This is a genomic window from Chitinophagales bacterium, from assembly GCA_019694975.1.
Lineage (GTDB): Bacteria > Bacteroidota > Bacteroidia > Chitinophagales > UBA10324 > JACCZZ01.
In genome coordinates this window covers 221,228-244,234 of the sequence record JAIBAY010000001.1, presented here as the reverse complement: position 1 = coordinate 244,234, position 23,007 = coordinate 221,228, and the positions used below count along the sequence as shown (strand labels likewise).

19 protein-coding genes are annotated in these 23,007 nt (G+C 44.6%); 10 read left to right on the top strand and 9 right to left on the bottom strand.

The window, feature by feature from the left end; genetic code table 11:
* Window positions 1-32: 32 nt before the first annotated feature.
* Entirely contained in the window at window positions 33-551 is a 519-nt protein-coding gene (locus K1X61_00905) for a GNAT family N-acetyltransferase (protein MBX7107181.1), read from the bottom strand.
* A gap of 168 nt (window positions 552-719) precedes the next feature.
* Between K1X61_00905 and K1X61_00900 the strand changes: the two genes are divergently transcribed.
* A complete protein-coding gene (locus tag K1X61_00900; protein ID MBX7107180.1) occupies window positions 720-1,583 on the top strand; it encodes a hydroxymethylglutaryl-CoA lyase in 864 nt (287 codons plus the stop codon).
* Window positions 1,584-1,680: 97 nt separating this feature from the next.
* On the opposite strand, the gene K1X61_00895 is transcribed toward K1X61_00900, so the two are convergent.
* Window positions 1,681-2,337: a YggS family pyridoxal phosphate-dependent enzyme gene (locus tag K1X61_00895; GenBank protein ID MBX7107179.1), complete on the bottom strand. Its 657-nt coding sequence runs from the start codon at window positions 2,335-2,337 to the stop codon at window positions 1,681-1,683.
* 61 nt (window positions 2,338-2,398) lie between these two features.
* Here K1X61_00895 and K1X61_00890 point away from each other — a divergent pair, with 61 nt between their 5' ends.
* The 5 genes from K1X61_00890 to K1X61_00870 all read left to right on the top strand — a co-directional run bounded on the left by K1X61_00890 (window position 2,399) and on the right by K1X61_00870 (window position 6,368).
* Window positions 2,399-2,809, top strand: coding sequence for a DUF4296 domain-containing protein (locus K1X61_00890; GenBank protein ID MBX7107178.1), 411 nt, complete (start codon window positions 2,399-2,401; stop codon window positions 2,807-2,809).
* A gap of 129 nt (window positions 2,810-2,938) precedes the next feature.
* A complete protein-coding gene (locus tag K1X61_00885; protein ID MBX7107177.1) occupies window positions 2,939-3,643 on the top strand; it encodes a CoA transferase subunit A in 705 nt (234 codons plus the stop codon).
* A 113-nt stretch (window positions 3,644-3,756) separates the two neighbouring features.
* On the top strand, window positions 3,757-4,413 hold the full coding sequence (locus K1X61_00880) for a 3-oxoacid CoA-transferase subunit B (GenBank protein ID MBX7107176.1): 657 nt from the start codon (window positions 3,757-3,759) through the stop codon (window positions 4,411-4,413).
* Between the two features lie 345 nt (window positions 4,414-4,758).
* Window positions 4,759-5,886, top strand: coding sequence for a 4-hydroxyphenylpyruvate dioxygenase (hppD, locus tag K1X61_00875; protein ID MBX7107175.1), 1,128 nt, complete (start codon window positions 4,759-4,761; stop codon window positions 5,884-5,886).
* Window positions 5,887-5,915: 29 nt separating this feature from the next.
* On the top strand, window positions 5,916-6,368 hold the full coding sequence (locus K1X61_00870; protein ID MBX7107174.1) for a hypothetical protein: 453 nt from the start codon (window positions 5,916-5,918) through the stop codon (window positions 6,366-6,368).
* A gap of 1,411 nt (window positions 6,369-7,779) precedes the next feature.
* Here the strand turns inward: K1X61_00870 and K1X61_00865 are convergent.
* On the bottom strand, window positions 7,780-8,751 hold the full coding sequence (locus K1X61_00865; protein ID MBX7107173.1) for a M23 family metallopeptidase: 972 nt from the start codon (window positions 8,749-8,751) through the stop codon (window positions 7,780-7,782).
* Between the two features lie 210 nt (window positions 8,752-8,961).
* Here K1X61_00865 and alaS point away from each other — a divergent pair, with 210 nt between their 5' ends.
* Window positions 8,962-11,592 carry an alanine--tRNA ligase gene (gene alaS, locus K1X61_00860; protein MBX7107172.1) on the top strand — a complete coding sequence of 877 codons (2,631 nt, stop codon included), beginning with the start codon at window positions 8,962-8,964 and terminating at the stop codon, window positions 11,590-11,592.
* Window positions 11,593-11,626: 34 nt separating this feature from the next.
* Here the strand turns inward: alaS and K1X61_00855 are convergent, their stop codons facing one another.
* Entirely contained in the window at window positions 11,627-12,103 is a 477-nt protein-coding gene (locus K1X61_00855) for a hypothetical protein (GenBank protein ID MBX7107171.1), read from the bottom strand.
* Between the two features lie 333 nt (window positions 12,104-12,436).
* On the opposite strand from K1X61_00855, the gene K1X61_00850 reads away from it, so the two are divergent.
* Both K1X61_00850 and K1X61_00845 read left to right on the top strand, forming a co-directional pair.
* The gene (locus K1X61_00850) at window positions 12,437-13,831 is read left to right on the top strand and encodes a hypothetical protein (protein ID MBX7107170.1); all 1,395 of its coding nucleotides are present in this window, start codon (window positions 12,437-12,439) and stop codon (window positions 13,829-13,831) included.
* A 400-nt stretch (window positions 13,832-14,231) separates the two neighbouring features.
* Window positions 14,232-15,383 carry a redoxin family protein gene (locus K1X61_00845; protein ID MBX7107169.1) on the top strand — a complete coding sequence of 384 codons (1,152 nt, stop codon included), beginning with the start codon at window positions 14,232-14,234 and terminating at the stop codon, window positions 15,381-15,383.
* Window positions 15,384-15,426: 43 nt separating this feature from the next.
* On the opposite strand, the gene K1X61_00840 is transcribed toward K1X61_00845, so the two are convergent.
* The 5 genes from K1X61_00840 to acs all read right to left on the bottom strand — a co-directional run bounded on the left by K1X61_00840 (window position 15,427) and on the right by acs (window position 21,842).
* Complete coding sequence (locus tag K1X61_00840) at window positions 15,427-16,596, bottom strand: phosphoribosylformylglycinamidine cyclo-ligase (protein MBX7107168.1); 1,170 nt, start codon at window positions 16,594-16,596, stop codon at window positions 15,427-15,429.
* A 105-nt stretch (window positions 16,597-16,701) separates the two neighbouring features.
* Window positions 16,702-17,988, bottom strand: coding sequence for a phosphopyruvate hydratase (eno, locus tag K1X61_00835; GenBank protein ID MBX7107167.1), 1,287 nt, complete (start codon window positions 17,986-17,988; stop codon window positions 16,702-16,704).
* Window positions 17,989-18,229: 241 nt separating this feature from the next.
* Window positions 18,230-18,673: a hypothetical protein gene (locus K1X61_00830; GenBank protein MBX7107166.1), complete on the bottom strand. Its 444-nt coding sequence runs from the start codon at window positions 18,671-18,673 to the stop codon at window positions 18,230-18,232.
* A 150-nt stretch (window positions 18,674-18,823) separates the two neighbouring features.
* A complete protein-coding gene (locus K1X61_00825) occupies window positions 18,824-19,765 on the bottom strand; it encodes an Omp28-related outer membrane protein (GenBank protein ID MBX7107165.1) in 942 nt (313 codons plus the stop codon).
* A gap of 169 nt (window positions 19,766-19,934) precedes the next feature.
* Window positions 19,935-21,842, bottom strand: a complete 1,908-nt coding sequence (acs, locus tag K1X61_00820; GenBank protein MBX7107164.1) for an acetate--CoA ligase — start codon at window positions 21,840-21,842, stop codon at window positions 19,935-19,937.
* Between the two features lie 176 nt (window positions 21,843-22,018).
* On the opposite strand from acs, the gene K1X61_00815 reads away from it, so the two are divergent.
* On the top strand, window positions 22,019-22,936 hold the full coding sequence (locus K1X61_00815; GenBank protein MBX7107163.1) for a hypothetical protein: 918 nt from the start codon (window positions 22,019-22,021) through the stop codon (window positions 22,934-22,936).
* The last annotated feature ends 71 nt before the right edge of the window (window positions 22,937-23,007 follow it).

The window sequence follows — 23,007 nt, the reverse complement described above, 5'->3', positions numbered from 1 at the left end:
TTCACCGTAATAATGATCTTTACGTTAAAGGTTCATGTCAGCCCTTTCCGCATCACCCAATCTGTCTCTACCACGTCACCGGTATAAAAAGGGTGTGTGCCGATTTTTTCAAATCCCAGTTTTTTGTAGAAGGCAATAGCACGGTGATTATTCTCCCAGACACCGAGCACCACCGATTCCATTTTTTCCTGCCGGGCGATTGCAATAGCGGCATCCATCATGATGGCTCCAGCCTTAAATCCCTGGAACTGTTGCAGCACGTAGATACGGCAAACTTCAAGACACGGTTCATGGATCCAGTCAGCAAGCTGCTGTTGCCTGCTGAGTTTTGTAAAGCCTATCACCTGTTCCGGTATTGCAGCCAGGAGATAGGTGAAGGTGCTGTCCTGTAATTCCTGGCGGATCGTGCCAATATCATATGCTTTGGAAAGATAAGCCTTCAGCGTTTGCTCATCATAATTGTCCTTCCATTTTTCAGTGAAGGTAGTGATACCGAGTTCCGTCAGTAAAGCGGTATCATCAACTGTTGCCTGCCTTAGTGTGACTTGCATAAACCTGTTATAGCCGGGAGGAATGAATTTTCAGTTATGCGTAAGATAGGTTCTCTGCCTGATTTATTCAGGTACACGGAATTCCTATCATGAAATTGCTGAAATTTGCCGTCGTTGCAAAAAAATAGTAAAGTGATAAGCATGCAGGTACAACAGGATGTTAGCAGGATGGAGAAGGTAAAGATAATTGAATGTCCGCGTGATGCGATGCAGGGCATCAAAGGATTCATCCCGACTGAAAAAAAGATACAGTACATCAATTCATTGCTGGAGGCCGGCTTCGACACGATTGATTTCGGCAGCTTTGTTTCTGCCAGGGCCATCCCGCAACTGGCAGATACGGCGCTGGTGCTTTCGCAACTCAACTGGTCGCCGGAACGGTCAAAGCTGCTCGCTATCATTGCCAATACCAGGGGCGCCCTCGAAGCGGCTATGTTTGATCAGGTCAGCTTGCTTGGATTTCCCTTCTCTGTTTCAGAAACCTTTCAGCAGCGAAATACCAATGCCTCCATGGACGAGGCGCTTAAACGTATAGATGAGATTCAGAATATCTGCATTAAGCAAAACAAACAGCTTGTTATTTATATCTCCATGGGTTTTGGAAATCCATACGGCGATAAGTGGCATCCCGAGATCGTGATGCAATGGTCAGAAAAATTGATGACGATGGGCATCAGGATTATCTCGCTGGCCGATACGATTGGTGTGGCAAAGGCGGAATCAATCAGCTATTTGTTTCAACAACTGGTACCGGCTTTTCCGGGTATAGAATTCGGAGCACATTTTCATACAACGCCGGATAGCTGGCAGGAAAAGGTGGCTGCCGCTTATAGTAATGGCTGCCGCCGTTTCGATGGTGCGATCAGGGGATATGGCGGCTGCCCCATGGCTGCCGATGAATTAACCGGTAACATGCCGACAGAAAAGCTGCTGCAGTATTTTGATGCATTGAATGTGGAAACGGGTATTGACAAAACAGCATTTGAAAAAGCCATGCTTGCATCGGGTCAGGTTTTTGACACTGCACATTAAGCACCTGCCTTCAACAGCTTATGCATATTCATTCAAACGGATCAGTGTGCATGTAAAAGAATAGCGGCAGTTTGCACTGGTAAATCAATGAAATCAATTACCGTTCGCCAAAAATGGCGCTGCCTATCCTCACCATGTTACAGCCTTCTTCAACGGCAATCTTATAGTCGCCACTCATTCCCATAGAAAGAATTTCCGGCTGAAAAATGCCGGATCGATTCAGCTTCATCGCATCAAAGAATGTTTTCAGCGACCTGAATTCATCGCGTACCTGCTGTAAATCATCCGTAAATGTTGCCATGCCCATCATACCGCTGATACGGATATTTTCCAGCGATGCAAGTCTTTTATCTGCCAGCAATTCCCTTGCCTCTCCGAAGCTTAATCCAAACTTGGTTGCTTCCTTTGCAATATAAATCTGCAGCAACACCGGAATCAACCGTTTGTTTTTCGCTGCCTGCCTGTTAACCTCTTCCAGCAGTTTCAGGCTGTCAATGGAATGGATGAGTGAAACAAAAGGTGCTATGTATTTAACCTTGTTGGTTTGCAAATGGCCCACCAGATGCCATTGAATATCTTTCGGCAGCGCACCATATTTATCAACTAACTCCTGCACTTTGTTTTCTCCGAAAATCCGCAATCCTGCGTCGTAGATTTTGAGAATCTCCGTGGAGGGTTTTGTTTTACTGATGGCCACTAATGTGACATCATGTGCCTGGAGGTAGTTCCTGATGGATGCTAAGGTTTCAGCCATGATGCACTGTTCTGTATCCAAAAAGAAATACTTTTGCGTGACTTAAAACAGGACATTCATATTGCGTAATTCCAACTGGCATCTGTTTATTGCTGCACTGCTCGTATGTTTCTTTAGTGCCTGTGTTGCGCATCCTGAAAAAGTTCCTTCCGGAATTTTGCCCGAAGATAAAATGATTCACATATTGTTGGATGTGCACATTGCGGAATCATCAGTGAACAGCCGTGGCATGACCAATCAGCAGCTTAATCAATTGGTAGCGGCAAAGTATGATACAGTGATGAAAAAAAACGGAACCACCTTCAGGATCTTTGAGGAGTCTTTTAATTACTATCTCCGGCACCCCGAACAATTTGAAATGATTTACCAGGAGATCGTGAATCAGCTGACTGCACTGGAAGGAAAGTCAAAGGCAAAGCAGGCGCCAATGAGAAAGGAGGGTATAGATTCACTTGGTACGCATGCAAGATGAAGCGCTTCATCGAACTGACGGAAACTGATTCAGTAATGAACAGATCATTGATTCAGCCGATAAGCGGCTGCACATCGTTTATCACCACCTAATGCCTATTTTTGTCCACTCAAAACTCACGGAAAAATGATTGATAAAAGAGTATCCGGCGCTGATGAAGCTATTCATGATATTCCGGATGGTGCTACATTAATGATAGGAGGATTCGGGTTGTGTGGCATTCCTGAAAACTGTATCGAAGCATTGGCACGGAAAGGGTGTAAAGACCTCACCTGTATCTCAAATAATGCAGGCGTCGACCAGTTTGGCCTGGGCATGTTGCTGAAAACACGGCAGATAAAAAAAATGATTTCCTCGTATGTGGGAGAGAATGCTGAGTTTGAAAGGCAATTGCTGGCAGGTGAACTGGAAGTTGACTTACTGCCGCAGGGAACTTTAGCAACAAGCATACAGATGGCAGGCATGGGTATACCAGCTTATTTCACTGCTGCCGGCGTTGGCACTGAGATAGCGCAAGGAAAGGAATTGCGCGAATTCAATGGAAAGATGTACCTGATGGAACATGCGTTACACGCTTCCTTCGCAATCGTAAAAGCCTGGAAAGGCGATTACATGGGTAACCTCGTGTTCAGAAAAACTACCCGTAACTTTTCTACCTCCATGGCGAAAGCAGGTGATATTGCGATTGTGGAAGTGGAACAACTGGTTGAACCCGGAGCGATAGATCCGGATCACGTTCATGTTCCGGGCATTTATGTGCACCGGATTTTTCAGGGTAAAAATTATATGAGGAAAATAGAAAAGAGAACGGTGGCCATACAGCACGGTTCATAGGGCAGCAGCGTTAAAAATATTGATCAGCGACCTTGCATTGAACAAGAATAATAAGTGGTTCATGAATAAAGAGCAAATTACAGCAACAGCTTACGGGTTTTAAAAATCAGATCATGGCTTTAGATAAATACGGAATTGCAAAACGCATTGCAGGTGAATTGAAAGACGGCTACTACGTGAACCTCGGAATCGGCATTCCAACACTCGTATCTAACTTTGTACCCGCTGATATCAGCATCGTCTTGCAATCGGAAAACGGGATTCTTGGTATGGGTCCTTATCCGACAGAAGAAGCGATTGATCCCGATCTCATTAATGCAGGCAAAGAAACCGTAACGGTTATTCCCGGCGCGAGCTTCTTTGATTCGGCCGAGAGTTTTGGAATGATCCGTGCCGGAAAAGTGGATCTTACTGTTCTGGGCGCTATGGAAGTTTCTGAAGAAGGTGATATTGCCAACTGGAAAATTCCGGGTAAAATGGTGAAAGGCATGGGTGGTGCGATGGATCTTGTGGCAGCGGCTAAAAATATTATTGTGGCCATGATGCATACAAATCCTAAAGGAGAATCAAAACTGCTTCCCCAATGCACACTTCCGTTGACCGGTGTGAAGTGTGTCAAGCGAATCGTCAGCGACCTTGCTGTGCTTGATATCACTCCCGCTGGGTTTAAGTTGATTGAACGTGCGCCCGGTGTCAGTGTGGAGGAGATTGTCGCAAAAACAGCAGGCAAACTGATTGTAGACGGTGATATTCCTGAAATGAAACTCTGATGATCAGCATCATAATGTGGCTTGCATGCCGTGCAGCGCTTGCGAAGATTGATGTGTTCTCTTCAAATGCCTTTCAATGAAATACTTGACTTTCCAACCGGCACAATGCTGCTTTTCTCCGATTAGCTATTCAGTACCGGTTGAAGGATATGCCTGCTTCCCGCGTAAAAAGTGCAACGGCGTAGTCAAGTCATTGCTTGAAAATAAACTTCTTTGTATTTTTCGTTGCCTGTTATCCACCCGGATGGCAGACTTGTTACAATGCACCGATCATCACCGCTAAATAACTGCACGCCGCAAAAAAAGTGGCACTGACTTCATAACTTGCCAAACGACGCTTAGACTATGGAAACACTTGCAAAAGACGCTCCCGCCAAAAAAACGGCTGATTTCCTGCCCATCAAAGGAACCGACTATGTTGAATTTTATGTAGGCAATGCAAAACAGTCCGCGCATTATTATCAAAGTGCATTCGGGTATGAACCTGTTGCGTATTGCGGACTGGAAACAGGCATAAAGGACAGTGCATCCTATGTCATGCAACAGGGAAAAATCAGGCTCGTTCTCACCACTTCGCTTATGCCGGATTCACCCATTGCAGAACATGTGAAAAAACACGGGGATGGCGTTAAGGTTATTGCACTTTGGGTTGATGATGCCGTAAAATCATTTGAAGAAACGGTGAAACGCGGTGCGAAACCATACATGCAACCTGCGGAAGAGAAGGATGAACATGGCAAGGTGATCAGGTCAGGCATCCACACGTATGGAGAGACCGTTCACATTTTTGTGGAGCGGAAGGATTACAATGGAATTTTTCTGCCGGGTTACAAGCCTTATAAATCCCTGCGAAAGACGGAACCGGTGGGACTGAAGTATGTGGATCATATGGTTGGAAATGTCGGATGGAATGAGATGAATACCTGGGTGAAGTTTTATGAAGATGTGATGGGATTCAAAAACATTTTGTCGTTTGACGATAAAGATATCAGCACGGAATATTCGGCGCTGATGAGTAAAGTGATGAGCAGTGGTGATGGCCGTATAAAATTTCCGATCAATGAGCCGGCAGAAGGCAAAAAGAAATCGCAGGTGGAAGAGTACCTCGACTTTTATCACAGCCAGGGTGTTCAGCATATTGCCGTTGCCACCGATAACATTATTGAAACAGTTACCAACCTGCAATTGCGAGGTGTTGAGTTTCTGAAGGTACCGGCATCCTATTATGATTCTGTGCTCGATCGCGTTGGTCATATTGATGAGGATCTCGCCCCGTTAAGGGAATTGGGCATCCTCGTAGATCGTGATGATGAAGGATACCTGCTGCAGATATTTTCAAAACCGGTAGAAGACCGGCCGACATTGTTTTATGAAATCATTCAGCGCAAGGGAGCTCATTCTTTTGGCAAGGGAAATTTCAAAGCTTTGTTTGAGGCCATTGAACGTGAACAGGAACTGCGGGGCACATTATAATGAGCCGGCGGCGCAGCAGTTACTCACCTGTGAAAATTACATCTCTCCATCTGCCGAATGCCGGATGGCTGTTCTTCCCCGTTAATAAGATGCGGCAGATTCACTGGATTATTTGTTTTTTTCTGCTGTTACCATCTACTGACTTCGCACAATCAACAGCCTCCGTTTTGTCTGATCGCATTTGCAAAAACTGGAAAATGATCCGGTTGGAAGAAGTGAAAAAATCACTCGCAACGGATCAGGCTGCCGGAGAATTTGTGATGGTGTTGCATCCGGATCATACCATGGTGCAGGGCATGTATCCTGATGGTCTCATTCCTTCCACCTGGGAAATTGATGAACAGCAGCGGATGCTGTCAATCAAAGACAAGCAGACCGGCCTTGTTTATCAAATGAAAATTATAAAGCTTACCGCTGCCGAACTGGTTTTGCAGGATCAGTCTGCTGCATCAGGGCTCACGATTTATTATAGCACGAAGTAATGCATGCATTGCTGCCCGACGCCGGTTCCCGGTAAAATATTTCCCCATAAATAGTTTCCTGCCGCAGCAGTACAAGCGTTCCGTGTTTATTGTGATCTGAAGAAAGAAGCAGCCGGTGCAGTCATTGCTTTGCAGCATGATTTTGAGAATCAAGTGCGGCGTCAATGCTGCGGACAGATGTATGATACCCATGCATAATTGTTTTGACAATAAGCGTGTGATTGTTCAGCTGGATGGTGTCAAAGCGGCTGTTGAACAGAGTGCATGTCCGCAAAATCAAATCATGCAGATGATTGGATGAGTATGCAGTATTGCATGAATTGAATGATCGATTGTATGATTGCCGGTTACAACATGGTCTTGATTCAATCCTGGGATTATTATGCGTGCGCCGGATTTCTCTCTGCAAAATCAATTTGCGGCGAAAATATTTTATCGTATGAATCGCGCATACAGGTCGTTGATTGATGGTTGAAGACCATAATTGTGTTCTCCGGAAAAAAAATATTTTCATTTTTTTTTGATGCGCTGATGCATGATTGCAGGATTGATTTCTGCGATTTGTGTTCGGCAGATTTTTCTGTTGACTTTCATCGGACAATAAATCAGGCGCATGATATTTTTTTTATGATTTGCTGAAACCCTTACACTGTGCATGTTTCAGCTGCATGCCTTGATGAAGCTTATGAAAAAATGAAAAATAATTTTTGTGAACTTGTGATCAGTAAATTTTTTTCTGCGAAACAGTATTACGCAAATGAAGATGCTGATTGCATTATTCACATTGTTGTGTGAATAAAAATGTTCAAAAATATTTTTGTTATGAAACGATTCATTCTTATTTTGATGAAAATTTTAAACTATGGCTACAAAAAAGAAAGCAGCAAAAAAGGCTGCAAAGAAAGCAGCTCCGAAAAAAGGAGCTAAAAAAGCTGCTAAGAAAAAATAATTTAGCAAAGCTTTTTTGAATAACGGGGCATCGAAAATCGGTGCCCCTTATTTTTGCAGTCACCTCAAAAAATATATCCGAGATATCTGGTGTCAGCTGCAATATCTGCAGCGAACAATACAATAAGGATGCTGTTGCTGTTCGGCTCACAAACAATTTAACTGCTGTAAATCAGACTTTGATTACGTGTATTGTCTGTATGAAAATACACTGTTGGCTTGTGCAAGGAACAGCCATAGAAAATACTCACCGCAATAAATAAAGTGAAGGGCTGCACATTTCAGCTATCCGTGCGCAGTCTGTATGGCATTCCTGGTTAAATAAAAGAATATTCAGGAACTCTCTCAAAATATCCGGAGTCATCCTGTACCGATTGATCGGGATCAGGAAATCTTCAATTCATTTGCATATGCCGGAATAATTTCGGCATGACCGCATTGATTGCCTGTTAAGGGTTAGCTTCTAATCGAAGGACTGGTTCGACAGATCTGCCTGCTTGAGCATCTCTTCATATTCGGCAGGCGTAAGATCGTTAAAGAAGAAATTCACCGGATCAATAGGAACGCCATTCTTGATTACCTCATAATGGCAATGGGGAGCAGTGGACTTTCCGGTGCTGCCCACATATCCAATCACATCGCCGCGTTTCACCGCTTGCCCTTCGCGTACAATAATACGGCTCATATGGGCAAAGTGCGTTTGATAACCAACCATGTGGTTAATGGTTACATGATTGCCATAGCCGCGGTCACCATATTCCACGGAACTTACGGTGCCGTTGCCGGTTGCATGAATCGGTGTTCCGGTTGGTGCAGCGAAGTCAAGCCCCTCATGCATCTTCGGAATTTTATAGATCGGATCTATACGCATGCCAAAACCCGATGCAATATGCGATAACTCCTTGTTGGAAATGGGTTGTATGGCAGGTATGGAAGACAGTACTTCTTCTTTCTTTTTAATCAGCAACGAGATCTCATCATATGATTTCGACTGAATGTAAAGTTGCCGCCGTATCTGATCGAGTTTCTCAGCTGCTGAAGCCATCAGCTGACCATTATCATAATTCATCAGTTCCCTGTATTTGTTTATTCCGCCGGACCCGGCCTGGCGTACACTTGAAGGAATCGGTTCGGCTTCAAATATTACACGGTATATATTATCATCACGTTCTTCGAGATCAGCGACTACCGCCGCCATCTGATCGAGTTTTTTATTCAGCACATCGTATTCAAGCTGCATCTGGCTCAACTCACGGCGCAGGGTCTTTTCTTTGGGAGAATCAAGGTAAGTATAGGCGAGGTAAACAATGATAAAGGCAAAAACCAGCGCAGCGGAAATGAACCCGGCAATACGAAGTATTCTTGTACGCAAAGCTTCTTCAAACTTTTCGTATCGCAGTGCCTGGGTATTATAATAGTATTTTACCTTTTTCATCTGTCTGCCCTTTTTTCCCGCTTAACTTATCGTGTTCACGCCATTCCGTTTTACTGCAATGAACTACCTTGAATTTGGCAGGCGCACAGTTGTGTGCCATGCAGGAAGAGGTATTATTAGCTAATTTTACGCGCTCACAGCGACCAAGCGCTGAACAAAATTAACCAATAAAATTTCCGCAAACAACGTATGGCCGGTACAAATCGTATGATGAACGCTAAAGAGATACGTTCCGTTTTTCTTGATTTTTTTGCAGCGAGGGGTCATGATATAGTGCCCTCTGCGCCTATTGTAATAAAGAATGATCCAACCCTGATGTTTACCAATGCAGGGATGAATCAGTTCAAGGATATTTTTTTAGGTGATAAGGCGGCAGTTGCCAAACGTGTTGCAGATACACAGAAGTGTTTACGTGTTTCGGGTAAGCACAATGACCTCGAGGAAGTAGGTATCGATACCTATCATCATACCATGTTCGAGATGCTGGGCAACTGGTCCTTCGGGAACTATTTTAAGGAAGAAGCGATAGCGTGGGCATGGGAACTCCTGACCAGGGAGTATCAACTTCCGGAAGACAGATTGTATGTCACCATCTTTGAAGGTGATGCGACAGAAAATCTGCCAAGAGACGAGGAAGCTGCAGGGTTCTGGAAAAAGTGGATTGCCGCCGACAGGATCATTCAGGGGAATAAGAAAGATAATTTTTGGGAGATGGGTGACAGTGGTCCGTGCGGACCTTGCTCGGAAATTCATTTCGATAACCGTGATGATGCAGAGCGGAAAAAAAAGGATGGTAAGGAACTCGTTAATGCCGGCGACCCGCAGGTGATTGAAATATGGAACCTTGTATTCATTCAGTTTAACCGTTTATCTAACGGATCATTGCAACCATTGCCTGCCAGGCATGTCGACACCGGAATGGGTTTTGAAAGATTAACCCGTGTCATTCAACAAAAAAAATCCAACTACGATACGGATATCTTTCAGCCGCTTATCCGCTTCATCGAGCAAAAATCGTCAGTTAAATATGGCGCGGATGAAAAAACGGATATAGCGATGCGCGTGATGAGTGACCATGTCCGTGCCATCTGTTTTGCTATTGCCGATGGACAGTTACCTTCTAATACTGGTGCCGGTTATGTCATCCGCAGAATTTTACGCAGGGCGGTACGCTATTCTTATAGTTTTCTTCATATCCATGAACCTGTGTTGTTTGAATTGGTGAAAATACTCGCTTCGGAATTCGGTGATGTTTTCCCGGAGATCATCAGTCAGCAGGCATTCGTGGCAAGGGTGATAGAAGAAGAAGAAACCTCCTTTCTGAAAACATTGTCAGACGGCATCCGTCGGTTTGATCAGTATGCGGCCGCTTTGCCGAAGGAATCCGCTGCGGTGGAAGGTAAATTTGCTTTCGAGTTATACGACACATTTGGTTTTCCTATTGACCTCACACAGTTATTGGCCGCCGAAAAAGGTATCAGTGTTGATCTGATGGGTTTCAACAAAAGTCTCGATGAACAACGAAAGCGGTCACGTAAAGCGGCCGAAGTGGTAACAGGCGATTGGGTGGAGGTAAAGAAGTCGGAGAAGATTGAATTCCTTGGATATGAAACAATGGAAGCAACGGCTGCTGTTACCAAATACAGGAAGCAAAAAGTGAAAGAGAAAGAAGTCTTTCAGCTGGTGCTGGACAGAACACCTTTCTATGCTGAGAGTGGCGGTCAGGTTGGCGATAAAGGACAACTGACCTTTGGCGAAGAAGTGCTGGAAGTGCTGGATACCCGGAAGGAGAATGAATTGATCATTCATTTTGTCAACCGGTTTCCTGCATCATTTGAAGGACCTGTAATGGCGAAAGTGGAGCGTGTTGCAAGAGGCAACACAATGAATAATCATACCGCAACTCACTTGTTGCATGCCGCCCTGAGGAAAATACTTGGCAGTCATGTTCAGCAAAAGGGATCACTCGTGGCGCCTGACCACCTGCGTTTTGATTTTTCTCATTTTACCAGGGTGTCGAAAGAAGAGCTGGAGGCCATAGAAAAACTGGTTAATGAAAAGATCAGGGAAAATATTCAGCGAGAGGTGGAAGTGATGCCTGTGGAAGAGGCGATGAAGACGGGTGCCATGGCGCTTTTTGGCGAGAAGTATGGAGAGTTTGTGCGCGTTGTAACATTTGACAGTCACTTTTCCCGTGAGTTATGTGGCGGCACGCATGTTCCATCAACCGGTGTGCTTGGTTACTTCAGGATTGTGGCGGAAGGAGCTGTTGCCGCCGGGGTCAGGCGTATTGAAGCAGTAACCGGAGCAGTGGCTGAAGAAATGATTCGTCATGCGTTCAGCCGCCTGGAAACAATAAGTTCGATGTTGGGGAATGCGAAGGATGTGGAGAAAGGTATACAACAACTGCTGGATGAACAGGCGCAGTTGAAAAAACAAGTGGAGGCCTTTACAGCCCTGCAGGTACAGGAAGCCAAGGAGTTCTTAAAATCTAAGGTCGAAAACATCGGAGATATTCAATTCATTGGTGCCGTAACCACCTTGAACACTGCCGACGCATTGAAAAAACTGGCTTATGATCTGCGCAATGAAATAGAAAATCTTGTAGCGGTGCTGGCTGCTGAAACAGGAGGCAAGGCGCACCTGGTTATTATTATTGCTGATAATCTTGTAACCGGCAAATCACTTGATGCCGGCAAAATGATCAGGGCTGTAAGTAAGGAGATCGATGGCGGCGGCGGCGGCCAGAAATTTTTTGCCACTGCCGGTGGCACCAATCCTTCCGGAATTAATAAAGCAATAGAAATTTCAAGGGAGTTACTGCAATCTTCCACAGGATAAATCAACCACGCATCAGACCGCTTTTAATAAATGATCATTGCACTTTCTTTCCTGCAAAGTTCATTTGTGTATTGTCATAAAACTGCGGAGGATCATATGAACCGCTGATGGCTTCTGTGAAGAGGTATAAACTGTCGTGAATAAAGTTGCCTTCAATATTATGGTTAAATTCATTGAACTTGAAGTAGCCGTTTGAATCCACTGCGATCGAAGGTGCATCACTGCCATGAATGCTGATCAGTCCGATTCCTTCATCTGATATGGTAACGGAGTAGGCATAAGCGGTATCAATTTTATAAACTCCTATTGCGTTCACACCTGCACTGTGCTTATTGACCCATCCATCATAAGTGCCAGCGTATGTAACGGTATCTTCCGGAACCGGGGGCGGCACAATTACTGGTGGTGTGTTTTTCTCACACGCTGCCAGCATAGATAAAAAACCAACAAAGAGGATGGCTAAACAGATGTTTTTCACAGCGGGGCAAAAATAGGATAAATTCTGTTTCAACCCGCAATTTACATTTCCATTTAACATTGCTGAACGCCTCATCTGAGTAGTGTTGATGGCTTGTATATGCTTATTATTTGTACTGAAAGAATCGAAATCAACTTCCTTGCAAGTCTCATCCTATTCCTGTTTTCTCATTAAGAATACGAGATAAAACACCGGTAAATGAAATGGGAAATATAGTGCCCTGACGGTGGAAGCGGTTATAAATTTTGAATGGTTGATATGTATAATAGTAAGAATGCAGGATTTTGGCCGCAGATGTGTGGAAAACAGATTTCCCGGATCTGAGTGAGGTAACTTAACTTCATCTCAATATAATTACAAGCGCTCATGACCAGGCAATTGACAATGATCTTTTCATTCCTGACAGCATTTCAGTTTGCTTACGGCCAGGATTTACTCAGCTATGGTGGCGGAACGTTTGGTGCAGGCACCACTTTATTCCGCGACTACCAGGCAGCAGGCATTAACCCCGCCAACCTTGGTATTTTCGGCGATGAGACTCGAATGACATTTGCATTCTTTGATGCCACCGGTGTCGTCTTTTCCGAGGCTTTAACCAAAACAGATCTTGTTCAGTCGATTATTGAAGGAAAGAAACTTACTGATGAGGAAAAAAAATCGATTGCACAGTCATTCGCCGAAGACGGTCTTTCATTCAAGAGTGAAATGATGCCCGTTGGATTTGCTATACAGATACCGAAGGTCGGGGGTTTTTCATTTACATGGAAGGAAAAACTGTCGGGTGATGCTGTACTGAATACTGCCTTTGCTGATCTTGTTTTCAATGGTATTCATTCTTCCTATATCGACAGCATCATCTATGACGCAAGCGGGTACCTCATTGGCATTACTGATACGCTGCTGCCTTATTCAAAATATTTCGATGGCTCTTCCATGCAATTCAGCTGGACGCGCAATTTTAATATCAGTTACGGGAGAATGCTTTTTGAACTTGAAGGCATTAAAATATATGGTGGTGCCGGTATCAACTTCCTGCTGGGCAATGCGATCACCGATATCAGTTACGGTGAAAATGTGGCGGAAGGGTTTGCGGCATATTCTTCGGTTTTTGACATTGATTTTGCAAACATCACCAATCCGCAAATCGATCTCAAAGGTAACCTGTACCCTGTTGGAAGAGGATATGCCGTAGATTTTGGCGGAACAGTTTCCATCAAGGATAAAATTTTTGCCGGTATCTCTGTTACCAATATGGGTTCGATGAAATGGAAGGGAAACCTGGTTTCGCTCAACGACGGTATCCTCGACAGTGTTGTCAATTTTGCAGGCGTGAATTCGGCCGATATCTACTCTGATATTGCCGACCTGTTGAATGCAGGTGGCTTGTTCAGCTGGACACCTGAATCTGAAATCACCCAATCGTTGCCTGCGCTGTTGCGTATCGGTGGAGCTTTAAGGCCGCTGTCGCAACTGGAAATCGGCGTTGATCTGATTCAGCCGCTCAATAAGAGCCCGGGCAGCATTCAAAACACAGAGCTTGCCGCACTCGTTAGTTTTAACCCTGTGAAAGCAGTGAAACTCACTACCGGTTTTATGGGTGGTGGTATTGCAAACTTCGATATTCCTTTAGGCATTTCATTCAGTTTTACACCGGAGCAGGCATGGCAAATCAGCCTGGGAACGAGGGATATCATTTCCATCTTTAAACAAAATACGCCGACGCTTTCACTGAGTGTTTCGCTGCTCAGGTTTAGTATGTAGCAGGTCAATGTATCTATTGATTTTGTTTTGCCGGCAGTTGACAAATGGATTTACTACCTGACAAAATCAGAAAGGTATCCCTGAGGTAATATTGGATCTGTAAATCCGGTAATGGCTCAAGGAATAGGATTAGCAGCTGATGCCGGTGCTTTTATTCCGTTTTGTATCTTTGGCGCTTGTTTTTAAAAAGGCTGCTGAAATAAACGTTGCGGTTGCCCCATTGTCGGACGTGTGATCAAATGTTGCTGTGGCGTTTTATGGATGAAGGAATACTGCTGTAGCAATTAACCTGTTTGGGTTGAATCAAAGGAGCTGTTCATATAATTTAAACTTATTGACTGCCATAAATAGTCAGGCATTTGTTAATACTGGAAACTGAATTAAAATAAAAGCAAAGGAAATGAAAAAGCAATTATTGATACTGCTGGTGATTACAGGTTCATTCTTGTCTTGCCAGTCCACGTCAAAAGGAGGCATGACCGTGAAGGGTGAATTAAAAAATCTGCCCGCAGATGCCAAAGTATTCCTGGAAGAACTGACCTATTCCTCAAGAAACGCAGTTGATACATCCAATGTGGATGCGAAAGGTAAGTTCTCATTAACGGCCAGTGTAAAGAATGCAGGCCTGTATCAGTTGCGCATCGGTGAGCAACGTGCTATCTTCCTGGTGCTCGATGAAAAAACGGGAACGGTTGATGTGAACGCGGACACTGCAGACATCAGTAATTTCACGTATAAGGTGAAGGGTTCGCCTGCATCTGATCAGTTGCGCGACTTTATCAGGAATACCAAGGTTTTTGGTGAAGCATTCGGCACGGCCATGAATAACTACAATCAGCACGTCAACAGCGAAACGCCTGATTCAATCCGCAAGGTTTATGAAGCTCAGGTGATGAAGGCGGACAGTAATTTCCGTACATATGCTGTAGCCTACATTGATACCGTCAAGAACCCGATTATTGGTGTATTCGCGGCAAGCAATCTTAATTATGATAGTGATGCTGCAGCAATTGATAAACTGGCTGACCGGCTTACCATTGAGAATGGACAGTTGCCATTCGTTCAGGACTACATGAAGGTGGTGAATGACCAAAAAAATCAGCTGAAGCAACAAAGCAGTGGCCCGGTGTTTCAGCAGGGCAGCGAAGTGCCTGATATCGCTTTGCAGGATTTCAATGGCCAGATAATCAAACTTTCTTCCCTGAGAGGTAAGGTTGTATTGCTTGACTTCTGGGCTTCCTGGTGCGGGCCTTGCAGAAAAGAAAACCCTAACGTGGTGAAAGCATATGAAACCTATAAGAGCAAGGGTTTTACGGTATACAGCGTTTCATTGGATACTGATAAAGACAAATGGATTGCCGGCATAAAGAAGGATCAGCTCATGTGGCCTTATCACGTTAGTGACCTGAAAGGATGGCAATCGGCTGTTTGCGAATCTTATGGCGTTCGTTCAATTCCACAAAGCTTCTTACTGGATAAAGATGGAAAGGTTATTGCCACCAACCTGCGTGGTGAAAGTTTAATGAATACACTGCAAACGGTTTTCCAGTAAAACACCGGTGATAACTATGCATTCCGGAAATCACTGACGGGAATCAATATTCAAATTGCCCGAAGTCGGTTTGTATCGTCAGCTTTTTTGCATCAGCGGCTTCACAATATCCGATGATGCGCGCTTCAATATCAAAGGATGCGGCGATATCCATCAATGCAGCAGAATTTTTTTCTTCCGTGTAAATTTCCAGCCGGTGTCCCATATTAAATACCCGGTACATGTCCTGCCAGGGTGTGCCGGATTCCTGTTGAATAAGTCTAAAAACAGGCGGTAATGGAAACAGGTTGTCTTTGAAGATATGCAACTTGTCAATGTAGTGCATTATCTTATGCTGTCCGCCGCCACTGCAATGAATAATTCCATGCATCTCACCGGAAAATTTCTGCAGCATCTTATGCACTACCGGCAAATAGGTTCTTGTGGGTGAGAGCAATAGTTTCCCCACATCCAATGGTGCCTCTTCATATCGGTCCGTAACCATTTTCGATCCTGAATAAATCAGATCTGCCTTCGTGTTATGGTCATAGGTTTCCGGATACCTGGCATAATAACCGTGATTGAGTACATCATGACGGGCAGCGGTAAGCCCGTTGCTGCCGATGCCGCTGTTATAAACGGATTCATAAGTTGCTTTGCCTGATGAAGCAAGACCGATGATGACATCACCGGCCGGAATTTCATTCTTAATCACCTTTTCGCGCGGCATCCTGCAACTGATGGTTGAATCAACCGTGACGGTTTTGACAATATCACCCAGATCTGCGGTTTCGCCGCCCATGTAATGAATGTCAATGCCATGTGATTGCATGAGCTGCATGAAAGCCGCTGTGCCCGCGATAATTTCGGTGAGCACTTCAGCCGGTATCAGGTGTTTGTTCCTGTTGATAATGGAAGAAAAAAGAAAGGGTCCGGTAGCACCTGCACAAATCAGGTCATCGGTATTCATCACGATGGAATCCTGCGCTATATCTCTCCAGACGGAGGCATCACCGGTTTCCTTCCAGTAGATGTAGGCCAGCGATGATTTGGTACCGGCGCCATCTGCATGCACAATGCTGCACCAGTGCGGATCGTTGGAAAAATGATCCGGGAATATCTTACAGAAAGCATTGGGGAAAAGTCCTTTGTCGAGTCCGGAGATGGCAGCATATACGTCTTCCTTGGAAGCCGATACACCGCGTGCATTGTATTTTAATTCTTTGGAACTCATGCGATTTTTTGAAGGGTAACCGGGATAAACTCGTAAGCTATCCTTCAGTCACTCAAAACAAACCTGGTGAAACTGCAACGGCAGTGAATACCAGCCTGATCTCCGTTATATGAATTTAAAATCTTTTCCCGGGAAGTAAGCGTCATCTCCCAATTGTTCTTCAATGCGCAACAACTGATTGTATTTGGCAATACGGTCTGAACGGGACGCAGAGCCGGTTTTTATCTGACCGCAATTCAATGCAACGGCAAGGTCTGCAATGGTAGTATCTTCTGTTTCGCCGGAGCGGTGACTCATCACAGTGGTATAGGCATTACGGTGCGCGAGGTCTACCGCATTGATGGTTTCTGAAAGTGTTCCGATCTGATTTACTTTAACCAAAATGGAATTGGCTATTTTCTCATCAATTCCCTGCTGAAGCCGTTTTACATTGGTTACGAACAGGTCATCACCTACGAGCTGAACTTTGTCACCAACAGCCATCGTCAGGTTTTTCCAGCCTGCCCAGTCATCTTCCGCCAATCCGTCTTCAAGTGAAGCGATAGGATATTTTTTAATCCATTTTTTCCAATAGTCAACCATCTCATCAGAGCTGAATGCTTTGCCATCGGATTTATGAAACACATACTTTTTCTTTTTTGCATCCCAGAGCTCTGATACGGCAGCATCCATGGCAATCCAGATATCTTTCCCCGGGCTGTAACCTGCTTCTTCAATGGCTTTCAGGACGGTTTCAATGGCTTCTTCATTCGATTGAATATTGGGAGCAAAGCCGCCTTCATCACCAACATTGGTGGAATATCCTTTCTTCTTCAAAACACTCTTCAACTGGTGAAATACTTCCACACCCATACGCAATGCTTCGCTGAAGCTGCTCCCGCCGAAAGGCATGATCATGAATTCCTGGAAATCAATTTTATTATCTGCATGAGCACCGCCATTCAGAATGTTCATCATGGGAACAGGAAGCGTGCGGGCATTAACGCCGCCTACATATCTGTAAAGCGGCATGCCTAATTCATTGGCAGCCGCGTTGGCAGCAGCCAGTGAAACAGCGAGCATGGCGTTAGCTCCGAGGTTGGATTTGTTATCAGTGCCATCTGCACCCAGCATGATCCTGTCAATCATCTGCTGCTCAAAAACACTCACACCCATCAGCTCTTTCGCAATTATCTTATTGATATTTTTCACTGCCTGGAAAACACCCTTGCCACCATAAACTTTCTTGTCGCCGTCGCGTAATTCCACAGCCTCATGTTTTCCGGTAGAAGCACCTGATGGAACGGCTGCTCTTCCCATGATACCGCTTTCGGTCACTACTTCTGCTTCTACGGTGGGGTTGCCCCTTGAATCAAGGATTTGCCTGGCATTGATCTGAATGATGACTGACATGTAATTGAATATTTTAAGATGAAGAATGAAAATAATGAGCTATGGGTCAAAATTAACCCTCAAAGAGGAAAGAGTTGAATGATGGAACTATTATTTTTTTCAAGATAAAACCATCATGCCATTCGGTGGAATGGCAGCAAGTCTGCAGTGCTATCAGCAAGTTCCGCAGTTCATGAGGGTCTCCTGTTCTGCATCGTTGAAACAAGAGGAATTAAATAAGTGGTACGGAGAAATAAAATGTTCAGTTCTTCTTCCAGTGAAACTCATAATTTTCATTGTCAATATAGGTAAACCACTTATCACTGAGTTTGCGGATGGTAAAGAAAATCTGCTTGATTTCTTTGGACTGATCCGTTCCTTTATACAGTGTGTAGATTACAATAAAATCGTCGCTATGGTCGGCAAATGCATAGGTGCCGAAGGAATACAGGGTATTATCTTTGAAATAACTGAGACTTTTTGAATCCCTGTTCACCTGTACATATAAGGTCTGTCCGGCGTATTCAGCAGTAACATCGTTGCCATTTGGATCTATCACCTGATCGATATCCCAGTTACCGGCAAGCCGTTCATCCTTCGTCATCAGGGTAAAAAAAGGACCTTCAGGATACTGAAAACAACTGCTGAAAGAGAAAAGCAAAAGGCCGAAAAGAATGATTTTTGCCGGAAGTGAAGATCCATTCATAACGCGGTATTTATCGGAAACCATCAGGTGAATATTAAACTTTGCGCGTGTAAAGATAGCCTTTAATTTAAAACGTGACAGGAGGATTTACGGGCAGGCGCATAAAAAAAGGAAGCACCGGCTTCCTTTTTAAAAAAATCAAGGTATGTCTTAATCCCAGTTCTTAACCTGGAATGGTTTTGCTTCCTGTACATTCAGGATTTTGTGCGACATAGGATCTGTACCAACGAGGTTAATGAATGCCACAATTTTCAGGTTGTTTACATTATATCCTGTAATGCTTGCACTTTTAGTTATAACATATTCTCCGGCTGGAACCATTTTGGCTGCTGGAATAACATCACCGAGGTTGTCTGTTAAAGCTGTACGAACCACATTGTTATGTTCCCACCCAATAATCGGATCACCTTGTCCTACCAGTGGTGAATTTGGATCTAAGGAACCATCATCATAATAATTAGCCTGCGGATATCCTGTCACGGCACTTTCTGTGAGGTAGATGGTAACGCGATAGTCACCGGATAAGGTTGTATTAAAACCACAATGAACTGTTACATTAAGATTGCCCGACTGTACAAAGGAAGTGATGGCCAACCCGCAGGCCGGAGCACCAGTAAGAATCATATTGGCTGCACCTTCCCAATAATTTCGGTCCATCATCAGTTGTCCGCTAAAAGGCTGACGATTCACCAGGCCGCTGGGGAAACCGGTTACCCCTCCTAAGTTACCATCAAGCGTTGCGAATACAGTATTTTCCATCGGATCACCTTCGTGAACAGAAGCTCCGATGACTTTACCTGGATTGTGAAGAATCAGGTCATCGAGAATTAAAGCACCATCAGGGCAATAGCCGCACCACGTGCCGGTGAATTCTTCCACCAAAGCTTTTTGTGAAAAGGTAGAAGGAACAGCAGAGATGCCTGTGCCTCCACCCGTACCACCGCCGGTACCGCCCGTACCGCCTGTTCCACCCGTACCACCGGTGTTATTATTGGTATTATCAACAACAACAGGCGTTGGATTCGTATATTCTTTCGTGCAGGAAACTGCAGTGAAAGCAATGGCAACAACAATTGCGAAGAAATTTTTCATGAGAAACAGGTTAGAGATGAATTGTTTGGGAAATCAAATTTATTAAAACTTTTGAAATTGCAGATAAATTTATGAAAATCAGTTAACAAGCTACATATTGAATATAGGCGGGAATCTGTATGATGTAACTTTTATTATTAATGAAAGACCTGGTGCTATACTCAGCCAATTATGGACTAACCTGCCTTACTTTATACTTTATCTCCTCCACCACTTCCGGGTTCAGCAGGGTGGAAATATCACCCGCCTGTTCCGGAAATCCTTCCGCGATTTTCCGGAGTATGCGCCGCATTATTTTTCCACTGCGGGTTTTAGGCAGGCCGGATACTATATAGACCTTCTCCGGTTTGGCAATCGGCCCGACGATATTGGAGACAGTCTGCACGATCTCTTTCATCAGGCTTTGCTCTCCAGTCTGCATTTTACGGCAGATAACGAAGGCAACAATTGCTTCACCTTTTATGTCATGCGGAACAGGTACGACTGCGCTCTCTACTACTTCCGGATGCTCATTGATGGCATTCTCCACTTCGGCCGTGCCAATACGATGCCCGCTGACTTTGATCACATCATCCACACGGCCGGTGATACGGTATAGGCCGTTGGCATCTCTGCGGCAGCCATCACCGGTAAAATACATTCCGGGATACGCGGTAAAATAAGTTTGCCTGAACCGTTCATGATCTTTGTAAACAGTGCGTGCCTGAGCAGGCCATGAGCGGCGGATGCATAGATTACCTTCTGCAACCGCATCATGCAGCAGGCTGCCATTGGCATCAACAATTACAGGTTCTATACCGGGGAACGGCAACGTTGCAAAGGATGGTTTGGATGGCGTGATGCCGGCAATCGGAGAAATCAGGATCCCGCCGGTTTCCGTCTGCCACCATGTATCTACTATAGGGCACCGTTCGCGACCTATATTTTTATGATACCATTCCCATGCTTCTTCATTGATGGGTTCGCCAACGGAGCCTAATATTCTTAATGAGCTGAGGTTTGCTGCACGGAGATGATCAGTGCCCTGTGCTTCAAATGACCGGATGGCTGTGGGAGCTGTATAAAATATATTCACGCCATACTTGTCAATGATCTGCCACCACCTGCTCCAATCAGGAAAAGCGGGAATGCCTTCATACATAACCGTGGTGGCGCCATTCAGCAAAGGACCATAAACAACGTAACTGTGTCCCGTAATCCAGCCGATGTCGGCTGTACACCAGAAGACGTCATTGTTTTCGTATTGAAAAATATTGAGAAATGTGAAGCCGACGTATACCATGTAGCCTGCAGTGGTATGCACAACTCCTTTGGGTTTACCGGTGGAGCCGGATGTATATAATATGAATAACGGATCTTCCGCTTCCATCACTTCTGCAGTGTGATGACCACTTGCCTGCTGCATAAGCTGATCCCAAAACAGATCACGGCCATTGATCACGGTTATGTCAAAATCAGCATGCTTACAGACGATTACATTTTTGACAGATGGTGTATCCTTTAATGCATCGTCAGCCATTTGTTTCAGGTAAACCGGTTTATCTCCACGGTAAAAGCCATCTGCCGTGACCAGCAATTTGCAGGCAGCATCCAGTATTCTTCCTGACAATGATGCAGACGAAAAACCACCAAAAACGATGGAATGAACAGCCCCAACTCTTGCACAGGCAAGCATGGCAATAGTTAATTCAGGAATCATGGGAAGATAGAGGCATACCACATCGCCTTTCTCAATACCCAGTTGCCGCAGCACGTTGGCAAACCGGCAAACCGATGCATGGAGTTCACGATAGGTGATAGCCCTTGCCTTCGCATCGGGATGATTGGGTTCCCAAAGTATAGCGACTTTATCACCATCAGATGCAAGGTGCACATCCAAACAGTTTTCAGACAGGTTCAGTCTGCCTCCTTCAAACCATTTGTAATCCACGTTTTCAAATCCGCCCGAGTGAACTTTGTTCCATTTTTCTTTCCAGTGAAAACATTCAGCCACTGAAGTCCAGAAACCATCCGGGTCGCTCAGGCTTTGGTCGTAAGCATTTTTGTATTCGTGATAAGAGGTGATACGGGGAAGCATGGACTAGTGAGGATGCAATTGTTGTGAAAAAATATCTGTCGGAAGCAAAACAAAAAAATGCATGATGGAATGTGTTGTTCACTTGCACCGGTCACAAACGGTGCGTTAACGCAAAATACCAATTCCCTTCTTAATTTAGAGCCCTGAATAAGTCTGATCAACAAACTCAACAGCGTATGAACAGGGTCCTTCCGTTTTTTTTTGCTTTTATATGGTGTGTTTCAAGTGCAGCGACTGCCATTGCCCAGGGTAATTTGCCGGCTACAGATATTTATTTACTCAGTATTTCCAAAAATGAAAAAGGAAAATACCTTGTTGGTGAACCTGAGAAAATAACGCCCTGGAAGGGTTATGACAATCAACCTTACTTTCTCCCGGATGGCACAGGGTTGCTTTATACTTCTATCCGCGACAGCACGAAAGCCGATATCTATAAATACACTTATCAGTTCGCCAAGACATCGCAGATAACGCATACACCTAATACAGCGGAATATTCACCCATGCTGATGCCGGATAAGAGCGGAATATCCTGCGTACGTGTGCTGGAAGACGACAGCACGCAGTTATTTACCAAAGCAATGGCGCATGATGAGTATGTTCCCATTTTTGCTGGGCTGAATCCGGTGGGATACTATTGCTGGGCAAATAGCGACGTGGTGGCCATGTTTGTGCTGGGTGAGCCGCAGACATTGCAATTGGGTTATTATAAAACAGGTGTGATAAAAAAAGTAGGAGAAAGAATAGGCCGTTGCCTGGTGCGTATGCCGGGAAAAACTTCTACCGGATTTTATTATGTGCAGTTTGATGAAGATTCCACTTCCACCACCATTAATTTTTATGATCTGAAAACCGGCAAGTCATCAGAGATTGTGGCCGCTTTGCCGGGTGCAGAAGATTTTGGATTAATGCCTGATGGTACTTTTTTGATGGGCTCGGAGGGCGTGTTGTATAAATATCTGCCGGGCACCGATAAGGATTGGTTATCCATTGCTGAGTTGGAAGGTACAGCAGTGGAAAAATTTTATCGCATCGTCGTAAATCCGACAGGAGATAAAATAGCATTGGTGACTTATCCGGATGAGCGGCCGTAGCAATCAGCCTTCAATTAATATTCCACCTGATCTTTCTCGCCAGAAAATAAAAAAAGAGGCTGCCTCAAATC